The organism is Kitasatospora sp. NPDC001547 (genome assembly GCF_042894165.1).
GTDB lineage: Bacteria > Actinomycetota > Actinomycetes > Streptomycetales > Streptomycetaceae > Kitasatospora.
The window spans coordinates 136,253-161,204 of sequence record NZ_JBIAVL010000009.1 but is presented as its reverse complement, the minus strand read 5'-3'; the positions used below and the strand labels follow the sequence as shown (position 1 = coordinate 161,204).

Below are 24,952 nucleotides of genomic sequence, written 5' to 3'. Positions count from 1 at the left end.
CTACTTCTCCTCAGCGTTGCGGGACTCGCCCGAGCGGATGACCTCGGTCCTGCGGTGCACGTCGTCCAGGAGGCTGAACAGTTCGTCGTCGCTGGCCTCTTCGACGCCCGCCGCCGAGCCGGTGCGTCTGGCCGTCCAGGCCGCGAGAAGTGCTTCGAGGCGGGCGGCGACGGTCTCGTGGTCGGCGTCGGCGGCCGCCGCGTCCAGAGTTGACCTGAGCCGGTCGAGTTCGGCGAGCACGGGGTCGGGTTCGGTGCCGCGCAACCTGGTGTGCACGAAGGCGGCGAGGCGGGCCGGTGTCGGGTGGTCGAAGACGAGCGTGGCGGGCAGGCGCAGGCCGGTGTCGGCGTCGAGCTGGTTGCGCAGTTCCACGGCGGTGAGCGAGTCGAACCCGAGGTCGGTGAACGCCTGGTCGGGGTTGACCGCTTCCGGTGACGAGTGCCCCAGGACGAGGGCGGCCTGGCCCACGACGAGTCGCAGCACGTCGGCCTGCGTCCACACGCGGTCGGCGGCCTGGCTGCGCCGGGGCCGTACCAGCTCGCGCAGCAGGGCGGGCGGGTCGCCGGCGCGGCGCAGGGCCGGCAGGTCGAACCTGACGGGGGCGAGGGCGGGGACGCCCGCGGTCAGCGCGGCGTCGAACAGGGCCAGCGCGTCCGTCGTCGGCAGCGGCCGGACGCCGGCCCTGGCCAGCCGGTGCCGGTCGGTGGCGGTCAGGCCTGCGGTCATGCCGCTGGCCTCCGCCCAGTAGCCCCAGGCGAGCGACACGGCCGGCTGTCCCTGGGCGTGCCGGTGTGCGGCGAGGCCGTCGAGGTACGCGTTCGCCGCCGCGTAGTTCGCCTGGCCCGCGCCGCCCAGCACCCCGGCCGCCGACGAGAACAGCACGAACGCCTCCAGGTCCGAGGTCAGTTCGTGGAGGTGCCGCGCCGCCAGGGCCTTCGGCTCCCACACGCGTGCGAACTGCCGCGGGGTGAGGGTTTCCACGACGGTGTCGGCCAGCGTGCCCGCGGCGTGGACCACCGAGGTGACCGGGTGTTCGGCGAGCAGCCGTGCCACCGCCTCGCGGTCGGACACGTCGCACGCCACGATGTCGGCGGTCGCGCCCAGCGCGGCCAGGTCGGCGGTCAGCGCCGCCGCGCCGGGGGCGTCCGGGCCGCTCCGGCTGACCAGCAGCAGGTGCCGCACGCCGTGCCGTACGGCGAGGTGGCGGGCGATCGTGCCGCCCAGGGTGCCGGTGCCGCCGGTGACGAGCACGGTGCCCTCGGGGCCGAACGGCGAGGGCAGCGGTTCGGCCCGCACCCGTTCGAGGCGGGGGACGTGGACGGCGCCGGCGCGGATCGCCAGCTGGGGTTCGTCGCCGGCCAGCCGGACCCGGCCGCCGCCGTCGCCGTCGACCAGCACGAACCGGCCGGGGTGCTCGGTGGCGGCCGACCGGACCAGGCCCCAGACGGCGGCGGCCCGCGGATCGACGTCCTCGCCCGGCCGGACCGGCACGGCGTTGCGCGTGGCGACCACCAGGCGCGGGGTGTCCGTGGCCAGGAAGTCCTGGATCACCCGCAGGGTCTCGACGGGCGAGGTGGCGTGGTGGACCGGGACGTCGTCCGGTTCGGTGGTCGCCGCTTCCAGGACCGGCCACGCCACCTGGTACGGCACGTCCCGCGTGGCTGCCCCGGCCGGCCGGCGCAGCGTCAACGAGGCGATCCCGGCGACCGGCGCGCCCGACTGGTCGGCGAGGCCGATCGCGCAGGTGTCCGGGCCGGTCACAGTCAGCCGGACCCTGGCGTGCTCGGCGCCGCGCCACCCCGGCCGCCAGGAGATCCCGGCGAAGGAGTACGGCATCTTCGCCCGGTCGTCGGCGACGGTCACGACCTGGATCGCGGCGTCGAGCAGGGCGGGGTGCAGGGCGAACCGGGTGTCACCGGGGGGTGCGGCCACCTCCGCGTAGAGGGTGTCGCCGTCGCGCCAGGCCGCTCGCAGGCCCTGGAAGGCCGTGCCGTAGGCGAATCCGGCGTCGGCCAGGTCGTCGTAGAAGGCGTCGAGGTCGACGGCTTCGGCGGGCGGCGGCCACTGCCGTGCCCAGGGTTCGCGTGGTGCGACGGGTACGGCGCCCAGGATCCCGGTGGCGTGCCGCACCCACTCGCCGTCCGTGCGCGAGTGGATCGAGACGCTGCGCCGGCCCGCCCGGTCGGGGCCGACGGTCACCGACACCTGCACGCCGTCCGCGACCACCAGCGGTGTCTCCAGCGTCAGGTCCTCGACCGCCGGGCAGTCGACGTGTTCGCCGGCTCGGAGCGCCAGGTCCACGAACGCCGCGCCGGGCAGCAGAGGCGAGCCCGAGACGACGTGTTCGGTGAGCCACGGCTGCGCGGCGGTGGCGAGTCGTCCCGTCAGCACCACGCCGTTGTCGTCGGGGAGTTCCATGGCGTCCCGCAGCAGCGGGTGGTCGATCCCGCCGTCACCGGTCGGTGCCGGGGTGGTGGGGTGGAGCCAGTAGTGCTGGTGCTGGAACGGGTACGAGGGCACGCTCGCGCCCGACGCCCCCGGCGGCGTGGTCACGGGCGGCGTCCAGCGCACGGCGCCGTCCGCCCACAACCGCCCCAGCCCGGCGAACAACCGCTCCGGGGAGTCACCACCACGCCGCATCAAGCCGCCTGGCACCAGCTGCGGGTGCGGCCCCACCTCCACAAACCCCGTCACACCCTGGTCCGTCAGCCACTCCACGGCGTCGGCGAACCGGACGGGCTCGCGCACCTGCCGCACCCAGTACCCGGCCTCCCCCAGGTCCACCGGACGCCCGGCCACCGTGGAGACCACCGGGACCACCGGCTCGCCGAACGACAGACCCGCCGCCACCTCACCGAGGTCCTCCAGCACCGGATCCATCCGCGCCGAATGGAACGCGTGACTCACCGCCAGCCGCCGCACCCGCCGCCCACGGCCCCGCCACACCTCCGCGACCGCCGTAACCGCCGCCTCCTCGCCCGACACCACCACCGCGTCCACCGCGTTGACCGCCGCCACCTCGGCCCCCGGCACCAGAGAACCGACGACCTCCTCCAGTGACGCCTGGAGCGAGACCATCGCCCCACCCCCGGGCAGCCCCTGCATCAACCGGGCACGCGCCCCCACCAGGACACACGCGTCCTCCAGGCCCAGCACCCCGGCCACATGCGCCGCCGCCACCTCACCGACGGAATGCCCGACCACGAAGTCCGGCCGCACCCCCAACCACTCCACCAGCCGGAACAGCGCCACCTCCAGCGCGAACACCGCGCCCTGGGTGAACCGGGTCTCACCGAGCACGCCCTCCGCGTCCTCGAACAACACCTCCACCGGCAACCCCAGCAGCCCGCACACCTCGTCCAACGCCCGGGCGAACACCGGGAACGCGCGGTACAAACCCCGTCCCATCCCCGCCCACTGACCACCCTGACCGGAGAACACGAACGCCGACTTCCCCGGGAGGACGACGCCCGTGACGATTCCGGGTTTTCCGTCGATCAGCGCGTCCAGACCGGCCGGGTCCGTCAGGACGGCACGGTGCGGGAACCGGGCCCGCGCGGCCAGGTCCGCGGCCACCTCGGCCGGGGTGACCTCGGGGTGCTCGGCGAGGAACCCGCGCAGCCTGCGGGCCTGTTCGCGCAGGGCCGCGTCCGACTTCGCCGACAGCAGCCACGGCACCGGCACGACGGCCGCAGGCGCGGGCGTGGAAGCGGGACCGTGCGCGGGGTCCGGGGCCGGTGCCTCCAGGATCACGTGCGCGTTGGTGCCGCTGATACCGAACGCCGAGATGCCCGCGCGGCGCGGGTGGCCGCTGTCGGGCCAGGGCCGGGCCTCGGTGAGCAGCCGGATGTTTCCGGCATCCCAGTCGACGTGGGAGGTCGGCGCGTCGACGTGCAGCGTCGGCGGCAGTTGCCCGTGCCGCATCGCCATCACCATCTTGATCACCCCGGCCACACCGGCCGCCGCCTGGGTGTGCCCGATGTTCGACTTCACCGAGCCCAGCCACAACGACTCCGCCCGCCCCTGGCCGTACGTCGCCAGCAACGCCTGCGCCTCGATCGGATCGCCGAGGGTCGTCCCGGTGCCGTGCGCCTCCACCGCGTCCACCTCGGACGCCGCCAACCCGGCATTCGCCAGCGCCTGACGGATCACCCGCTCCTGCGACGGACCGTTCGGCGCGGTCAGCCCGTTGGACGCCCCGTCCTGGTTCACCGCACTTCCCGCGACGACCGCCAGCACCCGGTGACCGTTGCGCCGCGCGTCCGACAACCGCTCCAACAGCACCAATCCGGCGCCCTCACCCCACGCCGTGCCGTCGGCCGCCTCGGCGAACGCCTTCACCCGCCCGTCCGCCGCAAGCCCCCGCTGCCGCGAGAACTCGACGAACCCCGCCGGCGTCGCCATCACCGTCACCCCACCGGCCAACGCCAGTGAGCACTCCCCCGAGCGCAGCGCCTGCGCCGCCAGGTGGATCGCCACCAGCGATGACGAGCACGCCGTGTCCACCGACACCGCCGGACCCTCCAGCCCCAGCAGGTACGACACCCGCCCGGAGGTCACACTCGTCGCCGTGCCCGTCGAAAGGTATCCCTCCAGGTCGGGCGGCTGTGCCCCGGCGCCATAGCCCGAGGACCAGATGCCGGTGAAGACGCCCGTCCGGCTGCCCCGCAACGACGTCGGATCGATCCCCGCGTCCTCGAACGTCTCCCACGCCGTCTCCAGCAGCACCCGCTGCTGCGGATCCATCGCCAACGCCTCACGCGGCGAGATCCCGAAGAACCCGGCGTCGAACCCCGCCGCGTCCACGAGAAAACCACCCGACCGCGTGTACGACCTCCCCGGACCACCCGTCGGATCGTAGAGACGGCCCACCTCCCACCCACGATCCGCCGGGAACTCACCCACCGCGTCGACCCCGCGCGCCACCAGATCCCACAACTCCCGGGCCGACCCCACCCCACCCGGATACCGCGCCCCCAGCCCCACCACGACCACCGGATCGCCCGACACCGGAACCCCGACCGCCACGGGCACGGCAGGGGCCTGGCGCCGGGCGCCGACCAGGAGGTTCCGCAGGTGGCCGGCCAGCGCGTCGGGGGTCGGGTGGTCGAAGACCATCGTCGCCGGCAGCCGTGCCCCGGTGACCGCGGACAGCCGGTTGCGCAGCTCCACCGCGGTGAGCGAGTCGAAGCCCAGCTCCTTGAAGGCCCGCTCGGCGCCGACGGCCGCGGTGTCGGTGTGGCCGAGGACGGCGGCCGTCTGGCCGGTGACCAGGTCCAGGACGCGACGGTACTGCTCGGTCTCGGGCAGGGCCGCCAGTTCACCGCCCAGGCCCGGCCGGTCCGTGCGCCGGGCGGGCCTGGTACGGGTGAGGCGGCTGAGCAGGGGGCGGGTGGACGCCGTCGACAGGTCGAGGTGTGCGGGGACCAGCGCCGGATCGGCGGCGCCCAGGGCCAGGTCGAACAGTTCCAGCGCCTGGTTCGTGGGCATCGGCAGCACGCCGGCGCGGGCGAGGCGCTTGCGGTCGGTGTCGGTGAGGCGTTCGGTCAGCCCGCTGGCCTCGGCCCAGTAGCCCCAGGCCAGCGACACCCCCGGCAGACCCAGGGCACGCCGGTGCACGGCGAGGGCGTCCAGGAAGGCGTTCGCGGCGGCGTAGTTCGCCTGGCCGGGGCCGCCCAGCACCCCGGCGGCGGAGGAGAAGAGCACGAACGCGCTCAGGCCGAGGTCCTTCGTCAGCTCGTGCAGGTGCCAGGCGGCGTCGGCCTTGGGCCGCAGCACCCGGTCGATCCGGTCGGGCGTGAGGGATTCGACGACGCCGTCGTCGAGCACGCCGGCCGCGTGCACGACCGCGGTCAGCGGACGCTCGGCCGGGATCGAGTCCAGTACGGCCGCCAGCGCCTCCCGGTCGGCCACGTCGCAGGCCACCACCTCGGCGTCGAAGTCCACCTCCGCCGCGGTCCTGCTGAGCAGGAGCAGGTGCCGGATGCCGTGCCGGTCGCGCAGGTGCCGGGCGACGAGGCGGCCCAGCGTTCCGGTGCCTCCGGTGATCAGCACGGTGCCGTCCGGGTCGAGCGGGCCGGGTGCCGGTGCCGCTTCGGCCCGTACCAGGCGGGCCGCGTGGGCGGCGCCGTGGCGGACGACGAGCTGCGGTTCGTCCCCCGCGACGAGGACGCGGTCGTCGGTGTCGACGAGCACGAACCGGTCGGGGTGTTCCGCCTGGGCCGCGCGGACCAGGCCCCAGACGACGCTGGACGGCAGGTCGGCGGCGTCCGGCCCGACCGCCCCGCGGGTCACGACGGCCAGCCGGCCGTCCCCGTCGCGCAGGAAGTCCTGGAGCACGCCCAGCGTCTCGGCGGCGACGGTGTGCGCGGCCGCCACCGGGTCTCCCGCCGGGGGCGTGACGTGGTGGACGGCCGGGGGTTCGCCGGTGCTCTCGACGGGCACCCAGTCGAGGCGGAAGAGCTGGTCGGTCCCGCCGCCGGGCGTGCCCGCCGACCGGTGGCGCACGGTCAGCGCCTCGATCACCGCCAGCGGCCCGGACTCGTCGGCGAGCGCGACCCGGAAGGTGTCGGGACCGGTGGGTGTGAGGCGGACCCGGGCCGTGGAGCCGGCTTTCCGCATCGACACCCCGGAGAAGGAGAACGGCAGGCGGCCGGCCGCCAGCAGGGTCAGCGGCTGGAGTGCGGCGTCGAGCAGCGCGGGGTGGAGACCGAAGCGGTCGCGGACGTCGGCGGGCAGCGCCACCTCGGCGTAGAGCTCGTCGCCCTGCCGCCGGATCTCGCGTACGCCCGCGAACACCGGCCCGTACTCGTAGCCCTGGGCGGCGAGGGTGTCGTAGAAGCCGGTCAGGTCGACGGGCTCACCGGCCGGCTGCCAGGGCTCGCCGGTGTCGTACGGGTGGGGGCGGCCACCGGTCGCGAGCATGCCGGTGGCGTGCCGCAACCAGCTGCCCGCCGTCCGGGAGTGCACGGTGACGGGACGCCGGCCCGTGCCGTCCGGTGCGCCGACGACGACCTGGACCGGCACGGAACCGTCGTCCGGCAGGATCATGGGGGCTTCCAGCACCAGTTCGTCCAGGACGTCGCAGCCGGCCTGCCGTCCGGCGTGCAGGGCGAGTTCGACGAACACGGTGCCGGGCAGCAGCACGGAGCCCAGGACGACGTGGTCGGCCAGCCAAGGCCGGGTGGCCGTCGAGAGCCGCCCCGTGAGCAGGACGCTCTGGTCCCCGGCCAGTTCGACGACGGCGCCGAGCAGCGGGTGCCCGGCCGGGTCCAGTCCCGCCGCCGACACGTCGCCCTTCGCGGCGGTGGGGGTCAACCAGTACGGCCGGTGCTGGAAGGCGTACGTCGGCAGCGGGACATGGCCGGCCTCGCCGGGGAAGACCGGCGTCCAGTCGACGGCCACGCCTCGCGTGTGCAGGCGCGCCAGGGCGAGGTGGAACTCCTGCCTGCCGCCGCCACGGCGCAGCGTGCCGGTCGCGACGCCGTCCATCACCGGTATCAGGACGGGGTGCGGGCTGACCTCCACGAACACGCCGTGCCGGTCCTGGGTGAGGGCCTCGACGGCGAGGTCGAAGCGTACGGGTTCGCGGAGGTTGCGGTACCAGTAGCCGGCGTCGAGGGCGGAGGTGTCGACGGGCTCGCCGGTGACCGTGGAGTAGAACGGCACCGCCGCCGACTGCGCTGTGATGTCGGCCAGTTCGGTGAGCAGTCGGTCGCGGATCGCCTCGACCTGGGCGGAGTGGGCGGCGTAGTCCACCGGCAGGCGGCGGGCGCGGATGCCGTCGGCCTCGCAGGCCGCCAGCAGTTCGTCCAGCGCGCCCAGGTCGCCCGAAACCACCACGCTGCCCGCCGAGTTGACCACCGCCACGGTCAGCCGACCGTCCCAGCGGGCCACCAACTCGGCGGCCTGCTCGTGCCCGACGCCTAGGGAAAGCATGCCGCCCTGACCCGCCAGAGCGACCAGCGCCCTGCTGCGCAGGGCGACCACCTTGGCGGCGTCGTCCAGGGACAGCACCCCGGCCACGTAGGCGGCCGCGATCTCGCCCTGCGAGTGCCCGACGACCGCATCCGGCTCCACACCGTGGGCACGCCACAGCTCCGCCAGCGCCACCATCACCGCGAACAGGGCAGGCTGCACCACATCCACCCGCTCCAGCGAGCCGCCACCGGTCAGCACCTCCACCAACGACCAGTCCGTGAACGGCGCCAACGCGGCATCACACGCCTCGATCACCTCCCGGAACACCGACTCCGAGGCGTACAACTCCCCACCCATGCCGACCCACTGCGCACCCTGGCCGGGGAACACGAACACCGACCGACCCGGCGAACCGGCCACGCCCGTGATGACGCGGGGGTCTCCGTCGGCGAGGGCGGCCAGCTCCGCCATCAGTTCGGTCCGGGTGCTGCCCACCAGGGCCGCCCGGTGGGCGAGCATGGTGCGGGTGGTGGCGAGGGCCCGGCCGATCGCGGCCGGCCGGAGTCCGGGGTGGGCGGCGACGTGGTCCGCGAGCCGTCGGGCCTGGGCGCGGAGGGCGTCGTCCGTCCTGCCGGACAGCAGCCACACGGTGGGCTCCGGCTCCGCGGCGTCGTCCGCGGCGGGTCGTTCGGGGGTCTCCGCCGGGAACTGTTCGATGACGACGTGGGCGTTGGTGCCGCTGGCCCCGAAGGCCGAGATGCCCGCGCGGCGGGGGCGCCCCGTCTCCGGCCACGGTCGGGCCTCGGTCAGCAGCCGGATGTCACCGGTGTCCCACTCGACGTGCGGTGTGGGCTCCTGGACGTGCAGCGTCGGCGGCAGTTCGCCGTGCCGCATGGCCATCACCATCTTGATCACCCCGGCCACACCGGCCGCCGCCTGGGTGTGGCCGATGTTCGACTTCACCGACCCCAGCCACAACGGCTCGTCCCGCCCCTGGCCGTACGTCGCCAACAGCGCCTGCGCCTCGATCGGATCGCCGAGCGTCGTCCCCGTGCCGTGCGCCTCCACGGCGTCCACCTCGGACGCCGCCAACCCGGCGCTGGCGAGCGCCTGGCGGATGACGCGTTCCTGGGAGAGGCCGTTGGGCGCGGTCAACCCGTTGGACGCCCCGTCCTGGTTGACCGCCGAGCCCCGCACCACCGCCAGCACCCGGTGGCCGTTGCGGCGGGCGTCCGACAACCGCTCCAGCAGCACCAGCCCCGCACCCTCGCCCCACGCCGTACCGTCGGCCGTCGACGAGAAGGGCTTGCACCGGCCGTCCGGGGCCAGGGCACGCTGGCGGGAGAACTCCGTGAACTGCAGGGGGGTCACGCTCACGGTCACCCCGCCGGCCAGGGCGAGGGTGCACTCCCCCGACCGCAGTGCCTGCGCGGCGAGGTGGATCGCCATCAGTGACGAGGAGCAGGCGGAGTCGACGGACACGGCCTGGCCCTGGAGGCCCAGCAGGTAGGAGACCCGGCCGGAGGTGATGCTCGGCGAGATGCCGGTGGCGAGGTAGCCCTCGGTGTCGGGCGGTGCCTGGTCGGGGCTGCCGACGTAGCCGGAGGACCAGACGCCGGTGAAGACACCCGTCCGGCTGCCCCGCAACGACGTCGGATCGATCCCCGCGTCCTCGAACGTCTCCCACGCGGTCTCCAGCAGCACCCGCTGCTGCGGATCCATCGCCAAGGCCTCACGCGGCGAGATCCCGAAGAAGTCGGCATCGAACCCCGCCGCGTCCGCGAGGAAGCCACCCGACCGCGTGTACGACGTCCCCGGATGATCCGCATCCGGATGGAACAACCCCTCCACGTCCCACCCCCGATCAGCCGGGAACGCGCCGATCGCATCCACCCCACCCGACACCAGGCCCCACAGCTCCTCCGGCGACCCCACCCCACCCGGCAACCGACACCCCATGCCCACGATCACCACCGGATCAGCCCCGTCACCCGCCCCGCCCACCGGCACCACCGGCGCCACGGCCCCACCCGCACCGGAGAGTTCGGCCCTGAGGTGGTCGGCGAGGTCGGCGGGGGTGGGGTGGTCGAAGACGAGCGTCGCGGGCAGCCGCAGACCGGTGGCGCCGGCGAGGCGGTTGCGCAGTTCGACGGAGGTCAGGGAGTCGAAGCCGAGGTCGCGGAAGGCGAGTCCGGGGTGGATCGCGGCGGCGTCGGAGTGGCCGAGGACGGTGGCGGTGTGGGCGGCGACCAGGGACAGCAGGTCCGACGCGGGGGCCTTGGGCGTCGGCAGGGTCCGCGGCATCGCGAGGTCGGCCGTGGTCAGCGCGGGACGTCCGGCGGCCAGCGCGGTGTCGAACATGGCCAGGGCGCGTTCGCTGCTGAGGGGACGGATGCCCTTGCGGGCGAGGCGTCGGCGGTCGGCCGTGGTGAGGTGGGCGGTCATGCCGCTCTCCTGCTCCCAGTAACCCCAGGCCATCGACACGGCGGGCAGTCCGAGGGTCTGCCGGTGTGCGGCCAACGCGTCGAGGTAGGCGTTCGCCGCCGCGTAGCCGGCCTGGCCGGCGTTGCCGAGGACACCCGCGGCCGCGGAGAACAGCACGAAGGCGGCGAGGTGGTGTTCGCGGGTCAGCTCGTGCAGGTGCCAGGCGCCGTCGACCTTGGGGCGCAGCACCCGGTCGAGCCGCTCCGCGGTCAGCCGTTCCACCACGGTGTCGTCGAGCACGCCGGCCGCGTGGACGACGGCGGTGAGCGGGTGTTCGGCCGGGATCGAGTCCAGTACGGCCGCCAGGGCGTCCCGGTCCGCGACGTCGCAGGCCACCACCCGCACGTCGACGTCCGCTCGCGCCTGCAGGTGCGGCACCGCGCCACCGCCGCGGCTGACGAGCAGCAGGTGCCGTACCCCGTAGCGGGACACCAGGTGCCGGGCGACGGCCTGGCCCAGGGTGCCGGTGCCGCCGGTGATCAGTACGGTGCCGTCGGGGTCGATCGGCTGGGGGACGGTGAGGACGATCTTGCCGGTGTGGCGGCCCTGGCTCATCAGCCGGAAGGAGGCGACGGCCTGGCGGAGGTCCGCGGCGGTGACCGGCAGCGGCTCCAGCGTCCCGTCGGCGACCATCGCCACGACCTCGGCGAGGATGTCGCCCTGCCGCGCGGGGTCGACGTCGTTGAGGTCGAAGGCCCGGTAGAGCAGTCCCTCGGGTGAGCGGACGTCCGTCTTTCCCAGTTCGACGAACCGTCCGCCGTCGGCGAGCAGCCGCAGGGAGGCGTCGGTGAGTTCTCCCGCGAGCGAGTTGAGGACGACGTCCATGGCCGGGAACCGGTCGGCGAACCGGGTGTCGCGGGACGAACCGATGTGGTCGTCCGCCAGTCCGAGGCGCCGCAGGGTGTCCCACTTGGCGGGGCTCGCGGTGGCGAAGACCTCCGCGCCGCTGTTCAGGGCCAACCGGACGGCGGCCATGCCCACCCCGCCCGCGCCGGCGTGGACCAGGACCCGGTCGCCGGGGCGCAGTTCGCCGAGGTCGTACAGCGCGTACCAGGCGGTGGTGAACGCGATGGGCACCGACGCCGCCTCGGTGAAGCTCCAGCCGTCGGGGACCGCCGTCAGGAGCCGGTGGTCGGCGACGGCGCGCGGCCCGAAGGCGCCGGGCATCATGCCCATGACGCGGTCGCCGGGCCGCCAGGCCGTGACGCCGGGGCCGACCTCCAGGACGGTGCCGGCCCCTTCGCCGCCCAACGGGGGCCGGTCCGGGTACAGGCCGAGGGTGATGAGCACGTCGCGGAAGTTCAGGCCGGCCGCGCGTACGGCGACCCGGACCTGCCCGGGTTCCAGCGCGGTCTCCTGCCAGGGCAGCAGGGCCAGGTCGTCGAGTTGCCCGGTGCCGGACTCGCTCAGCCGGTACGCGCCGTCGGGTGCGGTCAGTTCCGGCGCGTACCCGGCCTGCCGCGGCACGAGGACGCCTTCCCCGCGCAGGGCCAGTTCGGGTTCGTCGCCGGCCGTCATGGCGGCCCGGACCGCGTCCTCCTCGGACGCGTCGCCCAGATCGACCAGGACGAACCGGCCGGGGTGCTCGGCGGCGGCGCTGCGGACCAGGCCGCGTACGGCCGCGCCGGCCACGCCGCGGGTCAGCACGGCCAGGCGTGCGGCCGCCCGCTCCGGCCGCTCGGCCAGGAAGTCCTGGACGAGCGCGCGGGCCCGCTGGACGAGGGCGTGCACGGAGTCCGCGTCGGCGTCCGCGGTGAGCACCGGGCTGGGCACCACCTCGGTCGGTGGGCTCGTGGTGAGGGGTGTCCACCGGGTGTGCAGCACGCCGGCCCGGGCCTGGGCGGCCGGACGGACGGTCAGCGCGGTGATGTCCGCGACCGGGTCGCCGGACAGGTCGGTCAGTGTCGCGCGGTAGGTGTCGGTGCCCGTGCGAACCAGGTGGACCCGGGCGGACGACACACCGGTGGTGTGCACGGCGACGCCGGAGAAGGAGAACGGCAGCCGGACCCGGGTGTCGGGGCTGAGCAGGATCAGCGGCTGGAGTGCGGCGTCCAGGAGCGCGGGGTGGATGCCGAAGGGGGCGCCGTCGGGGACGGACACCTCGGCGTACAGCTCGTCCTCGCCCTGCCACAGCTCCCGCACGCCCCGGAACGCGGGTCCGTACTGGTATCCGAGGCCGGCGAGGAAGGCGTAGAACCCTTCGGGGTCCACGGGTTCGGCGTTCCTCGGGGGCCAGTCGATTCGTCCGGCCGTCACCTGGCCGCCGAGGGTGCCGGACGCGTGGCGGACCCAGCCGTCGCCGCTCCGGGAGTGCACGGTGACCGCGCTGCGGCCCGCGTCGTCCGGGGCGCCGACCGAGACCTGGAGGTCCGTCGGTGTGTCCGGGAGCGCGAGGGGCAGGTGCAGGACGAGGTCGTCGACCGTCCCGCCGGCCAGGGTGGCGAGTTCGAGGAAGGCGGTGCCCGGCAGCAGGACCGTGCCGTCGACGGCGTGGTCGGCCAGCCAGGGGTGGGTCCGGGTGGAGACGCGGCCGCTGTGCACGGTGCTCCCGTCGGGCAGTTCGACCGTGGTGCCCGCCAGCGGGTGCCCGGTGCCGTGGCCGCCGGCCGCGGGGGTGAGCCAGTAGGTGCTGCGCTGGAAGGCGTAGCCCGGCAGCCGGACGCCGTGCGGGCGGTCGTGCGGCCAGGTCACGGCGACGCCCTGGACGTGGAGGCGGGCCAGGGCGGTGTGGAACTCCCCGGTGGCGCCGTGGTCGCGGCGCAGGGTGCCGGTCGCCACGCCGTCCAGGTCCTGCACCAGCACCGGGTGCGGGCTGACTTCCACGAACACCTCGTGGCCGTCGGCGGTGAGCCGGGCGGTGGCCAGGTCGAACCGTACGGGTTCGCGGAGGTTGCGGTACCAGTAGCCGGCGTCGAGGGCGGAGGTGTCGACCGGCTCGCCGGTCACCGTCGAGTAGAACGGAATCACCGCGGGCCGGGGCCGGACGTCCGCGAGGTCGGTCAGGAGCTGCTCGCGGACCGCCTCGACGTGCGCCGAGTGCGCCGCGTAGTCGACGGGGATGGCGCGGGCGCGGATGCCGTCCCTGGCGCAGGCCGCCAGCAGTTCGTCCAGGGCCACGGGTTCGCCGGAGACGACGACGGTGGTGGCGGAGTTGACCACCGCGACGGTGATCCGGTCGCCCCAGGGATCCAGGTAGCCGGCGGCGTCGTCCGCGGACAGCGCGACCGAGACCATGCCGCCGTGTCCGGCCAGGGCGACCAGGGCCCTGCTGCGCAGGGCGACCACCTTGGCGGCGTCGTCCAGGCACAGCGCCCCCGCAACGTAGGCGGCCGCGATCTCGCCCTGCGAATGCCCGACGACGGCATCCGGCTCCACCCCGTGGGCACGCCACAGCTCCGCCAGCGCCACCATCACCGCGAACAGAGCGGGCTGCACCACATCGACCCGCTCCAGAGAGCCGCCGCCGGTCAGCACCTCCACCAACGACCAGTCCGTGAACGGCGCCAACGCGGCATCACACGCCTCGATCACCTCCCGGAACACCGGCTCCGAGGCGTACAACTCCCCGCCCATGCCGACCCATTGGGCACCCTGGCCGGGGAACACGAACACCGACCGGCCCAGCGGACGGGCGGTGCCGGTGACCAGACCCGGCGCCGACCGGCCCTCCGCCAGCGCGTCCAGGGCCGCGGCGGTGCCCACCACCACGGCGCGGTGCTCGAACACGGTACGGGCGGCCAGAGCGCCCCCGACCGCCGCCGGGCTCACCTCGGGATGCACGGCGGTGAAGACGCTCAGCCGGCGCGCCTGCTCCCGCAACGCCGCCTCGGACCTGGCCGACAGCGGCCAGAGGACGTGTTCGTCCGCGCGGCCCCGGGGGGCGGGCGCGGCGGAGTCGGGCTCGGCGGGCTCTTCGAGGATGACGTGGGCGTTGGTGCCGCTGATGCCGAAGGCGGAGACGGCGGCCCGCCGTGGCCGCCCGGTCCCGGGCCAGGTGACCGGTTCGGTGAGCAGACGGACCGCGCCGGAGGCCCAGTCGACGTGCGGCGTGGGCGCGTCCACGTGCAGGGTCCGCGGCAGTTCGCCGTGCCGCATCGCCATCACCATCTTGATCAGGCCCGCGACGCCGGCCGCCGCCTGGGTGTGCCCGATGTTCGACTTCACCGAGCCCAGCCACAACGGCGCGTCGCGCCCCTGGCCGTACGTCGCCAACAGCGCCTGCGCCTCGATGGGGTCACCGAGCGTGGTGCCGGTGCCGTGCGCCTCCACCGCGTCCACCTCGGACGCCTCCAGCCCGGCGTTGGCGAGGGCCTGACGGATCACCCGCTCCTGGGAGGGGCCGTTGGGCGCGGTCAGGCCGTTGGAGGCGCCGTCCTGGTTGGTGGCGGAGCCCCGGACGACCGCCAGCACCTCGTGGCCGTTGCGGCGGGCGTCGGACAGCCGCTCCAGCAGCAGCAGGCCGGCGCCCTCGGCCCAGCCCGCTCCGTCGGCCGCGGCGGCGAAGGACTTGCTGCGTCCGTCGGGCGCGCTCGCCCCCTGCCGGGACATCTCGGTGAACAGCGTGGGCGCCGCGTTGACGGTGACGCCGCCGGCCAGGGCGAAGGAGCACTCCCCCGAGCGCAGCGCCTGGGCGGCCAGGTGCACGGCCACCAGGGACGACGAGCAGCCGGTGTCCAGGGACAGCGCCGGGCCGAGCAGGCCCAGCTGGTACGCCAGCCGGCCGGACCCGACGCTCGACGCGGTGCCGGTGACCTGGTAGCCCTCCAGGTCGTCGGGGACCGGCCCGGCGGCGTAGCCGGTGGACCAGATGCCGGTGAACACGCCGGTGGAGGTGCCCTCCAGCGCGGTCGGGTCGATCCCGGCGTACTCGACGGCCTCCCACGCGGTCTCCAGCAGGATGCGTTGCTGCGGGTCCATGGCGAGCGCCTCGCGGGGCGATATCCCGAAGAACGCCGCGTCGAAGTCGCCGGCCGCGTCGAGGAAGCCGCCCCGGGACGTGCTCGACGTGCGGGGGCGGCTCCCCGTCGGGTCGTACAGGCGGTCCAGGTCCCACCCCCGGTCGGTCGGGAAGTCGCCGACCGCGTCCACGCCGTCCGCGACCAGCCGCCACAGGTCCTCGGGGCTGCCGACGCCTCCGGGGTAGCGGCAGCCCATGCCGATGACGGCGATCGGCTCGTCCGTCGCGGTCGTCGTGGCCGTCGCGGCCGGGGCGTGCGGCGCGTCCTGCTCGCCGGACGCGCCGCACAGGTGGGCGGCCAGCCGTGCCGGGGTGGGGTGGTCGAAGGCGAGGGTGGCGGGAAGTTTCACGCCGAGCGCGGCGGTCAGGCGGTTGCGCAGTTCCACCGCGGTCAGCGAGTCGAATCCCAGGTCCTTGAACGTCTGCCGGGGGTCGAGCCGCTCGGGGGTGGCGTGGCCCAGCACCCCGGCGACGTGGGTGGTGACCAGCTCCAGCAGGCCGGTGCCGCCGGCGGCGGGCGCGGGCCGGGGGGCCTGCGGCCGGCTGTGGGTCTCGGGCAGGTCCCGCAGCAGCCGGCTCGGCCGCGCGTGGGTGTAGGCGCGGGCGAACTGCGCCCAGTCGGCCTCGGTGACGACCGCGAGGGCCTCGTCGTGGTCGAGGACGTCCTGCAGCGCGTCGAGAGCCCGGCCCGGCTCCAGTTCGCCGAGGCCGAGCAGGGTGCGCTGGCGCTGCACGGACTCCAGGGCCGCCATGCCGCCGTCGGCCCAGATGCCCCACGCGACGGAGGTCGTGGCGCGGCCCTGGGCGCGGTGCTGTGCGGCCAGGGCGTCCAGGAAGGCGTTGCCGGCGGCGTAGGCCGCGCCGTGGCCGTCGCCCCACACGCCCGCGGTGGAGGAGAACAGCACGAGGGCGTCGAGGTCCGGCAGGAGTTCCGCCAGGTTCGCCGCGCCGGCGACCTTGGCCCCGACGACCTCGGCGAACTCCGCCGGTGTCGTGTCGGCCAGCCTGGTCGCCCTGATCACGCCGGCGGTGTGGAAGACCGCGCGGATGTCGCCGACGCGCTCGACGAGGTCCCGCAGGGCGTCCCGGTCGGCCACGTCGCAGGCCGCCACGGTCACCCGCGCTCCGGCCGCCTCCAGTTCGTCGCGCAGGCCGGCCGCGCCGGGTGCGTCGGGGCCGCGGCGGGCGGCCAGCACGATGTGCTCCGCGCCCTGCCGCGCGAGGCGGCGCGCCAGGTGTCCGCCGAGCGCGCCGGTGCCGCCGGTGACCAGCACCGTGCCCCGCGGCCGCCAGGACCGCACGGCCGGGCCCGACGGCGCCTTGCGGCGCAGCCGCCTGGCGTAGCGCCGGGCGCCGCGGACCGCCACCTGGTCCTCGCCGGTGCCGGCGAGCACGACGAGCAGCGCGTTCACGCTCTCCTCGTCGGGCACGGCGGGAAGGTCGACCAGGCCGCCCCAGCCGTGCGGGAACTCCAGCGCCGCGGAGGCGCCGGTGCCCCATGCCAGGGCCTGGGCCGGGCTGGTGACCGGGTCGGTGCCCGAGGTGCTCACGGCGCCGCTGGTCGCGCACCACAGCGGGACGGCGGCCGTTCTCACCGGGTCCAGGCTGCGCGCCGGGTCCAGGACGCGGACCAGGTCCAGGGTGCGGACCAGGCCCGCCGGGAGCACCGGGTGGTCGGGGTGCGGCTCGTCGTCCAGCGCCAGCAGCGACAGCACGCCGTCCGGCCCGGGCCGGGCGCCCCCGGTGCCGGCCGCGTGCCGGGGGTCGGCCACGTCCAGGGTGTCGGCCGTCAGGGTCTCGGCCACCGCGAAGCCCCGTGCGCGCAGGGCCTCGGCCCACGGGTGCCCGGTCGGGGCCAGGACGAGCCAGCGGGCCGGGTCCACCGGGGCGGCGGTACCGCTCACCGGGGCCCAGGCCACCTCGTACCGCCGGTCGTCGCGGGGCACCGGCGGGGTCGCGGTCACCCAGTAGCGCTCGCGCTGGAAGGCGTACGTCGGCAGGTCCGCCCTGGGGGCGGTGCGGGGCAGGACCGGAGTCCAGTCGACGTCGGCTCCGGCGGCGTGGAGGCGCCCCGCCGCGGCGAGGAACTCGGTGAGGCCGCCGTGGTCGCGGCGCAGCGTTCCGGTGGCGGCGACCTCCAGCGCGGGCACCAGCACCGGGTGCGGGCTGACCTCCAGGAACAGCGCGTGGCCGTCGGCGGTGAGCCGGGCGGTGGCCAGGTCGAACCGTACGGGTTCGCGGAGGTTGCGGTACCAGTAGCCGGCGTCGAGGGCGGAGGTGTCGACCGGCTCGCCGGTGACCGTGGAGTAGAACGGGACGTCCGCGGTCCTCGGCTCGATCCCGGCCAGGTCGGTGAGCAGTCGCTCGCGGATCGCCTCGACCTGCGCGGAGTGGGCGGCGTAGTCCACCGGCAGGCGGCGGGCCCGGATGCCGTCGGCCTCACAGGCGGCCAGCAGTTCGTCCAGCGCGTCGAGGCCGCCGGACACCACGACCGCCGTGGGTCCGTTCACCACGGCGGGGGTCAGCCGCTCGCCCCAGCGGGCCAGGTAGCCGGCGGCCTGTTCGACGGACAGCGCGAGGGACACCATGCCGCCCTGGCCGGCGATGACGGCCAGTGCCCTGGACCGTAGCGCCACGATCTTGGCGGCGTCCCGCAGCGACAGCGCGCCGGCCACGTACGCGGCGGCGATCTCCGCCTGGGAGTGGCCGACCACGGCGTCCGGCCGCACGCCGTGGGACCGCCACAGGTCGGCCAGCGCCACCATGACGGCGAACAGGGCCGGCTGCACCACGTCGACGCGCTCCAGCGAGCCGTGGCGCAGTTCGTCGACCAGCGACCAGTCGGTGTACGGGGCCAGGGCGGCGGCGCAGGCGTCGATGCCGGCGCGGAAGACCTCGGACTGCTCGTACAGGTCACGGCCCATGCCCGCCCACTGCGCGCCCTGGCCGGGGAAGACGAACACGGTCCCGCCGGTACGGCCCGGCAGTCCCGGCAGTCCCGGCAGGCCCGCCGGGAGCGCGGCCAGGCCGGACAGCAGGTCCTCCCGGTCGGCGCCGACCACCGCGGCCCGGTGCCCGAACCGGGTCCGGGCGGCCAGTGCGCGGCTGATCGCGGCCACCGGGACGTCGGGGTGGGCGGTCGCGTACGCGTGCAGCCGCTCGGCCTGGGCGCGCAGCCCGGCGTCGGTCTTCGCGGACAGCAGCCAGGCGGTGGGGGCGGCCCGGTCGGCGGGTTCGGGAAGGGCGCCGGGGTCCGGGTCGGAGGACTGCTCGATGATCAGGTGGGCGTTGGTGCCGCTGATGCCGAAGGCGGAGATGCCGGCGCGGCGCGGGTGTTCGTGCTCCGGCCACGGCCGGGCCTCGGTCAGCAGCCGGACGCCGCCGGAGGCCCAGTCGACGTGCGGGGAGGGGGCGTCCACGTGCAGGGTCCGCGGCAGTTCGCCGTGCCGCACCGCCATGACCATCTTGATCAGGCCCGCGACGCCGGCCGCCGCCTGGGTGTGCCCGATGTTCGACTTCACCGAGCCCAGCCACAACGGCTCGTCGCGCCCCTGGCCGTACGTCGCCAACAGCGCCTGCGCCTCGATGGGGTCACCGAGCGTGGTGCCGGTGCCGTGCGCCTCCACCGCGTCCACCTCGGACGCCGCCAACCCGGCACTGGCCAGGGCCTGACGGATCACCCGCTCCTGCGACGGGCCGTTCGGCGCGGTCAGGCCGTTGGACGCCCCGTCCTGGTTCACCGCACTTCCCGCGACGACCGCCAGCACCCGGTGACCGTTGCGCCGCGCGTCCGACAACCGCTCCAGCAGCACCAGGCCGGCCCCCTCGGCCCAGCTGGTGCCGTCGGCCGCGGCGGCGAAGGGCTTGCTGCGGCCGTCCGCCGCGAGGCCGTGCTGGCGGGAGAACTCGGTGAAGCCCAGCGGTGTCGCCATGACCGTGACCCCGCCGGCGAGTGCCAGCGAGCACTCGCCCGCGCGCAGGGCCTGGGCGGCCAGGTGGACTGCGACCAGGGACGACGAGCAGGCGGTGTCCACGGACAGCGCCGGACCGCGCAACCCGAGGTGGTAGGCGACCCGGCCGGACGTGACGCTGGTCGCGACGCCGGTGAACAGGTAGCCCTCCAGGTCCTCCGGCAGGCCCGGTCCGGTCGCGTAGCCGGACGACCAGACGCCGGTGAACACGCCGGTGTGGCTGCCGCGCAGCGAGGCCGGGTCGATCCCGGCGTGCTCGAAGGTCTCCCAGGCCGTCTCCAGCACGAGCCGCTGCTGCGGGTCCATGGCGAGCGCCTCGCGGGGCGAGATGCCGAAGAACTCCGCGTCGAAGCCGGCCACCCCCTCCAGGAACCCGCCCCGGGTGGTGTACGTGGTGCCCGCGCCGCGCAGTTCGGGGTCGTACAGGCCGCCGAGGTCCCAGCCGCGGTCGTCCGGGAAGTCGCCGATCGCGTCCACGCCCTGCGCGACGAGCCGCCACAGGTCGTCCGGCGAGGCCACCCCGCCGGGGAGGCGGCAGCCCATCCCCACGATGACGACCGGGTCGTCGTGGTCGGCCGGGGCGGCGGGGAGCGGCCGGTCGCCGGGGCCGGTGCGCAGCCAGTCGATCAGCTCCGCGGGTGTCGGGTGGTCGAAGACCAGCCCGGAGGGGAGCTGCCGGTCCAGGGCGCCGGCCAGGCGGTTGCGCAGTTCGAGCCCGGTGACCGAGTCGAAGCCGAGGTCCTTGAAGGTGAGCGCGGGATCGATGTCCGCCGGGTCCTCGTGGCCCAGCACGAGCGCGATCTGCGCGGTGACCACGGCGGCCGCGTCGATCGCGTCGCCCGCCTCGGGGTCACCCGTGTCCGTGCCGCCCGCCCCGGTGTCCAGGGCCCGCGGGCCGCCGTCCGGCCGGCCGGGCGCGGCGCTCCCCGCCGGGTGCGTCCCCGGGCCGGCCGGGGTCAGTCCGCCCTGCCCGGCCGTCGCTCCGGACAGCCAGTACGAACGGCGTTGGAAGGCGTACGTGGGCAGGTCGGCCGGCGCGGCCCCGGCGACGGCCGGGGACCAGTCGACCGGCACGCCGGCCACGAACAGCCGGGACAGCGCGGTCAGGAACGCTTCCGGCCCGCCGCGGTCCCGGCCCAGCGTGCCGGTGGCGACGCCGGCCGCGCCGGTCCGCTCGCGGGCCTGTTCCAGGCCCTGTTCGAGGGCGGGCAGCAGCACCGGGTGCGGGCTGACCTCGACCACGACGTCGTGCCCGTCCGCCAGCAGTGCGGCGGTGGCCCGGTCGAAGCGGACCGGCTCGCGCAGGTTGCGGTACCAGTAGCCGGCGTCGAGCTCCGTGGTGTCGTCGACGAGGCCGCCGGTGACCGCGGAGTAGTACGGGACGGTGCCCCGCCGCGGCCGCACACCGCCAAGTTCGGTGTGCAGCCGCTCGCGGATCGCCTCGACGTGCGCGGAGTGGGAGGCGTAGTCCACCGGGACGACGCGTGCGCGGACACCGTCCGCCGTGCAGGACTCGACCAGTTCGGACAGCGCCCGCGCGTCGCCGGACACCACGACCGAGCCGGCGGCGTTGACCACGGCGACCGTCAGCGCGCCGCCCCAGCGCGACACGTACTCCTCGGCCCGCCCGGCGGACAGGGCGACGGACACCATGCCGCCCCGGCCGGTCAGCGCCACCAGCGCGCGGCTGCGCAGGGCCACGATCCGGGCCGCGTCGGACAGCGACAGCGCGCCCGCGACGCATGCCGCGGCGATCTCGCCCTGGGAGTGCCCGACCACCGCGTCGGGCTCGACGCCGAAGGAGCGCCACAGCTCCGCCAGGGACACCATCACCGCGAACAGGGCGGGCTGCACGACGTCCACGCGGTCGAGCGGGGCGCCGTCCAGGACATCGGTCAGGGACCAGTCGGTGTGCGGGGCCAGGGCCCGGGCGCACTCGTCCATGGCGGCCCGGAAGACGGGGTACGCGGCGTACAGCTCCCGGCCCATGCCGGCCCACTGCGCGCCCTGGCCCGGGAAGACGAAGACGGTACGGCCCGGGGTGCCGGCCCGGCCGACGGCCAGCTCGGCGGAGTCGAGCAGCACCGCGCGGTGCGCGAAGCGGGTTCTGGTGGTGGCCAGCGCGTGCGCGACCTCGGCGCCGGTCAGCTCCGGGTGGCTGCCCACGTGCGCGCGCAGGCGCTCGATCTGCGCCCGTAGCGCCTGCCTGGTGCGCGCGGTGACGATCCACGGCGCCGGCGGGGCCTCCGGTGCGGGCCGCGGGGCCCCGGTCGCGGGCCGCCGGGCCGGCGGGGCGGCCGCGTCGGGCGCCTGCTCGACGATCACGTGCGCGTTGGTGCCGCCCATGCCGAACGACGACACGCCGGCGAGCAGCGGCGCGTCCGGCCGCGGCCAGGGGGTCAGCGCGGTCTGGACCCGCAGCGCCAGGTCGTCGAGGGGGATGCGGGGGTGGGGGGTCTCGTGGTTCAGGCTCGGCGGCAGTGCGCGGTGGTACACGCTGAGGACGGCCTTGAGCAGACCGACGATGCCCGCGGCGCCTTCCAGGTGGCCGACGTTCGTCTTGGCGGATCCCACCCGCAGGGCGTTGTCGGCGTCGCGGGACCCGGCCGGGTCGCGGTAGGCCGCCGCGAGGGCGGCGGCCTCGACGGGGTCGCCGACGGCGGTGCCGGTGCCGTGCAGCTCCACGTACTGCACGTCCGCGGGCCGCACGCCGGCGCGGGCCAGTGCTTCGCGGATGACCTGTTCCTGCGCCTGCGCGCTGGGCACGGTCAGGCTCCGGGTGGCGCCGTCGTTGTTGACCGCGCTGCCCCGGACGACCCCGTAGACGCGATCCCCGTCGGCCAGGGCCCGGTCCAGCGGCTTCAGGACGAGGAAGGCGCCGCCCTCGCCGCGGACGAAGCCGTTGGCCCGGGCGTCGAAGGTGAAGCAGCGGTCGTCCGGGGACAGGCCGCCGAACTCCGCCGCGCCCGCCTCGCGGGCGGCGGCCAGGTTGAGGTTCACCCCGCCGGCCAGGGCGATCGCCGACTCGCCGCGGCGCAGGCTCTCGACCGCCAGGTGCACCGCGACCAGCGCCGACGACTGGGCCGTGTCGACCGTCATGCTCGGTCCGCGCACACCGAGGAAGTGCGAGACCCGGTTGGCGATGACGCCCCGGTTGGTGCCGGTCAGGGTGTGCGGCGTGATGTGACCGGGGTAGGCCAGGGACGTGTAGTCCTCCCACATCGAGCCGACGAACACCCCCGTCGGACCGCCCGTCAGCGTGCTCGGCACGATCCGGGCGTCCTCCAGGGCCTCCCAGGCGAGTTCGAGCATGAGCCGCTGCTGCGGGTCCATGGCGGCGGCCTCCCGGGGGGACACACCGAAGAACGCCGCGTCGAAGCCGTCCACCCGGTCCATGTAGCCGCCGTGCCGTACGCCCTGCCGGCCCACGGGCGGCGCGGTGATCGCGTCGGCCCCGTCGCACAGCAGTCGCCAGAACGCCTCCGGGTCCGGGGCTTTCGGCAACCGGCCCGCCATGCCGATGACGGCGACACGACCGGCGTCCGGATCCAGGGGAGAGCGCATCACATCGACACCTCGTGAGCCGGGGGGATGAAGGAAGGCGGGGTGTTTCCGTAGCAGTCCCGATGGTGCGGCTCCGGCCGCACGAGCGGCCGGATCATCGAGGGCGTGGCAGCCCGGCGACCCGGTGGTGTCCGAACCCGGACTCGACCGTGCTTCGGGCGTCTGGACCCGTGGAGCGGTCCTCGGGAGCGGCAGCGTTGGCGACGCTCTCCGAGGAAGATGCGCTGGTGAGCTGAGCGTAAGGGCCGAGGCGATGATCGTTCCGCCGCGCAGACGAGCATGGCAGCAACATCACGCCGTCGCCATAGGCCGGGCGAAGGCTGTCTCAAACGGAGCACATCGCACCGTCATACGCCCTGCACGAAAGGGACACCGTGGCAAGATCCGTCCCGTCCCCCGCGGAAGTACGTCCACGCCCCGCACCGCCACGACGGGGCCGGCTCCACGGGCACCGTCGACGCCGCCGGTGACCACGCCCTAGACTCCCGTTCGCACTCGCGCGGAAGAACGTCCTCGACCGTCACCCGGCCACCCGGGGAACGTCCGCACGGCGAGCACCACCCGGATCGGGCGGACCGGCCACCGGCGCCGCCGACGGCTCCGGCCGAACCGTTCGGCCCCGTCGACCTCGGGACGACCGCGAAGCGCCACCGCCCCCAGCGGCACACGGCCCAGCTGTCACCGGCCCGCACGCCGGGTCCCGGCCGTTCGCGCCCGGCACCCGGCGCCCGGGCCAGGTGACACCACGTCAGGAGGCAGCGATGAAAGCCACATTCCCCTTCACCACTCCGCACCACCTGGACAACGAGCCCGAAGCCGAGGCCCTGCTCGCGCGGGCTCCGGTCGTCCTCGCGACGATCGGTCCGGCGGAGGTCTGGCTGGCCCTTTCCCACAAGGCGGTCCGCCAGGTGCTGAGCGACAGCCGGTTCAGCCGGGAGGCGGCCACGCTTCCGGGCAGCCCGCTGAAACTGTCCGTCGCCTCCGACCCGCTCCTGGTCTCCAGCCTGGACGGCGAACGCCACGCCCGCCTGCGCAAGCTGATGTCGCAGGCGTTCAGCCCCCGCATGGTCGATCGACTCGAACCACGCGTGCGGTCCGTCGTGGACTCCCTGCTCGACTCCCTCGATCCGACCGCGGACCTCGTGGCGGGTCTCTGCGCTCCCCTGCCGCTGATGGTCATCTGCGAGCTGCTCGGCGTGCCCTACTCCGAGGCGGAGGCCATCCGCAGGTGGACCAGGCGGCTGTTCGTCACGGACATCACCTCGGACGAACTGCGGGCCGCGCAGGGCGAGATGCAGGACTGGCTCGCCGACCTGGTGCGCCACAAGCGGGCCCGGCCGGACGACGGGCTGATCTCGGCGATGGTCGCCGCCAACGACGAGGGGGACCACCTCACCGAACCCGAACTGCTGGCCAACCTCGAGGGCCTGCTGATCGCCGGCCACGAGACGACCGTCAACCAGCTGGGCAACTCGCTGCTGACCCTGCTGCGCCACCCGGACCAACTCGCGCTGCTGCGGTCGTCACCGGACCTGATCGGACCGGCGGTCGACGAACTCCTGCGCTACAGCAGGCTGTTCACCTCGGCCGAGGTCCGGGTCACGACCGAGCCCGTCGAGCTGGAGGGCGTCGGACTGGGCGCGGGCGAACCGGTGCTGCCGGTCGTCGTCGCGGCCAACCGCGACCCCGCCGCGTACCCGGATCCCGGCCGCTTCGACATCACCCGGGAAGGACCGGCAGCGCACCTCGCCTTCGGGCACGGGCCGCACTTCTGCCTCGGCGCGATCCTGGCCCGCCGGGAGATGCGGGTGGCGATCGGATCCCTGGTGAAACGGCATCCGGGCCTGCGCCTCGCCGTCGACGAGTCCGAGCTCACCTACATACCGGAGCTGGTCTTCCGCGGCCTCCAGGCCTTGCCGGTCACCTGGTGAACCGTGGCCTCCCGTACCGCGGGCGCGGGCCTCCCCGGCCCCTTCGGCCTCGGCCCCTCGGCCCCCTCGGCCCCAGGGGTGCCCTGAGCCGGGTGGCCGCCTGGCGACAAGTCCCCGACCCCGAC

The 24,952-nt window shown here is 75.2% G+C and carries 2 protein-coding genes; one reads left to right on the top strand and one right to left on the bottom strand.

Translation table 11 applies throughout. The features are described from left to right. Complete coding sequence (locus tag ACFY0X_RS18820) at positions 1-22,896, bottom strand: SDR family NAD(P)-dependent oxidoreductase (RefSeq protein WP_387755952.1); 22,896 nt, start codon at positions 22,894-22,896, stop codon at positions 1-3. A 761-nt stretch (positions 22,897-23,657) separates the two neighbouring features. Between ACFY0X_RS18820 and ACFY0X_RS18815 the strand changes: the two genes are divergently transcribed. Then, positions 23,658-24,827, top strand: coding sequence for a cytochrome P450 (locus ACFY0X_RS18815; protein ID WP_387755950.1), 1,170 nt, complete (start codon positions 23,658-23,660; stop codon positions 24,825-24,827). Positions 24,828-24,952: the final 125 nt, after the last annotated feature.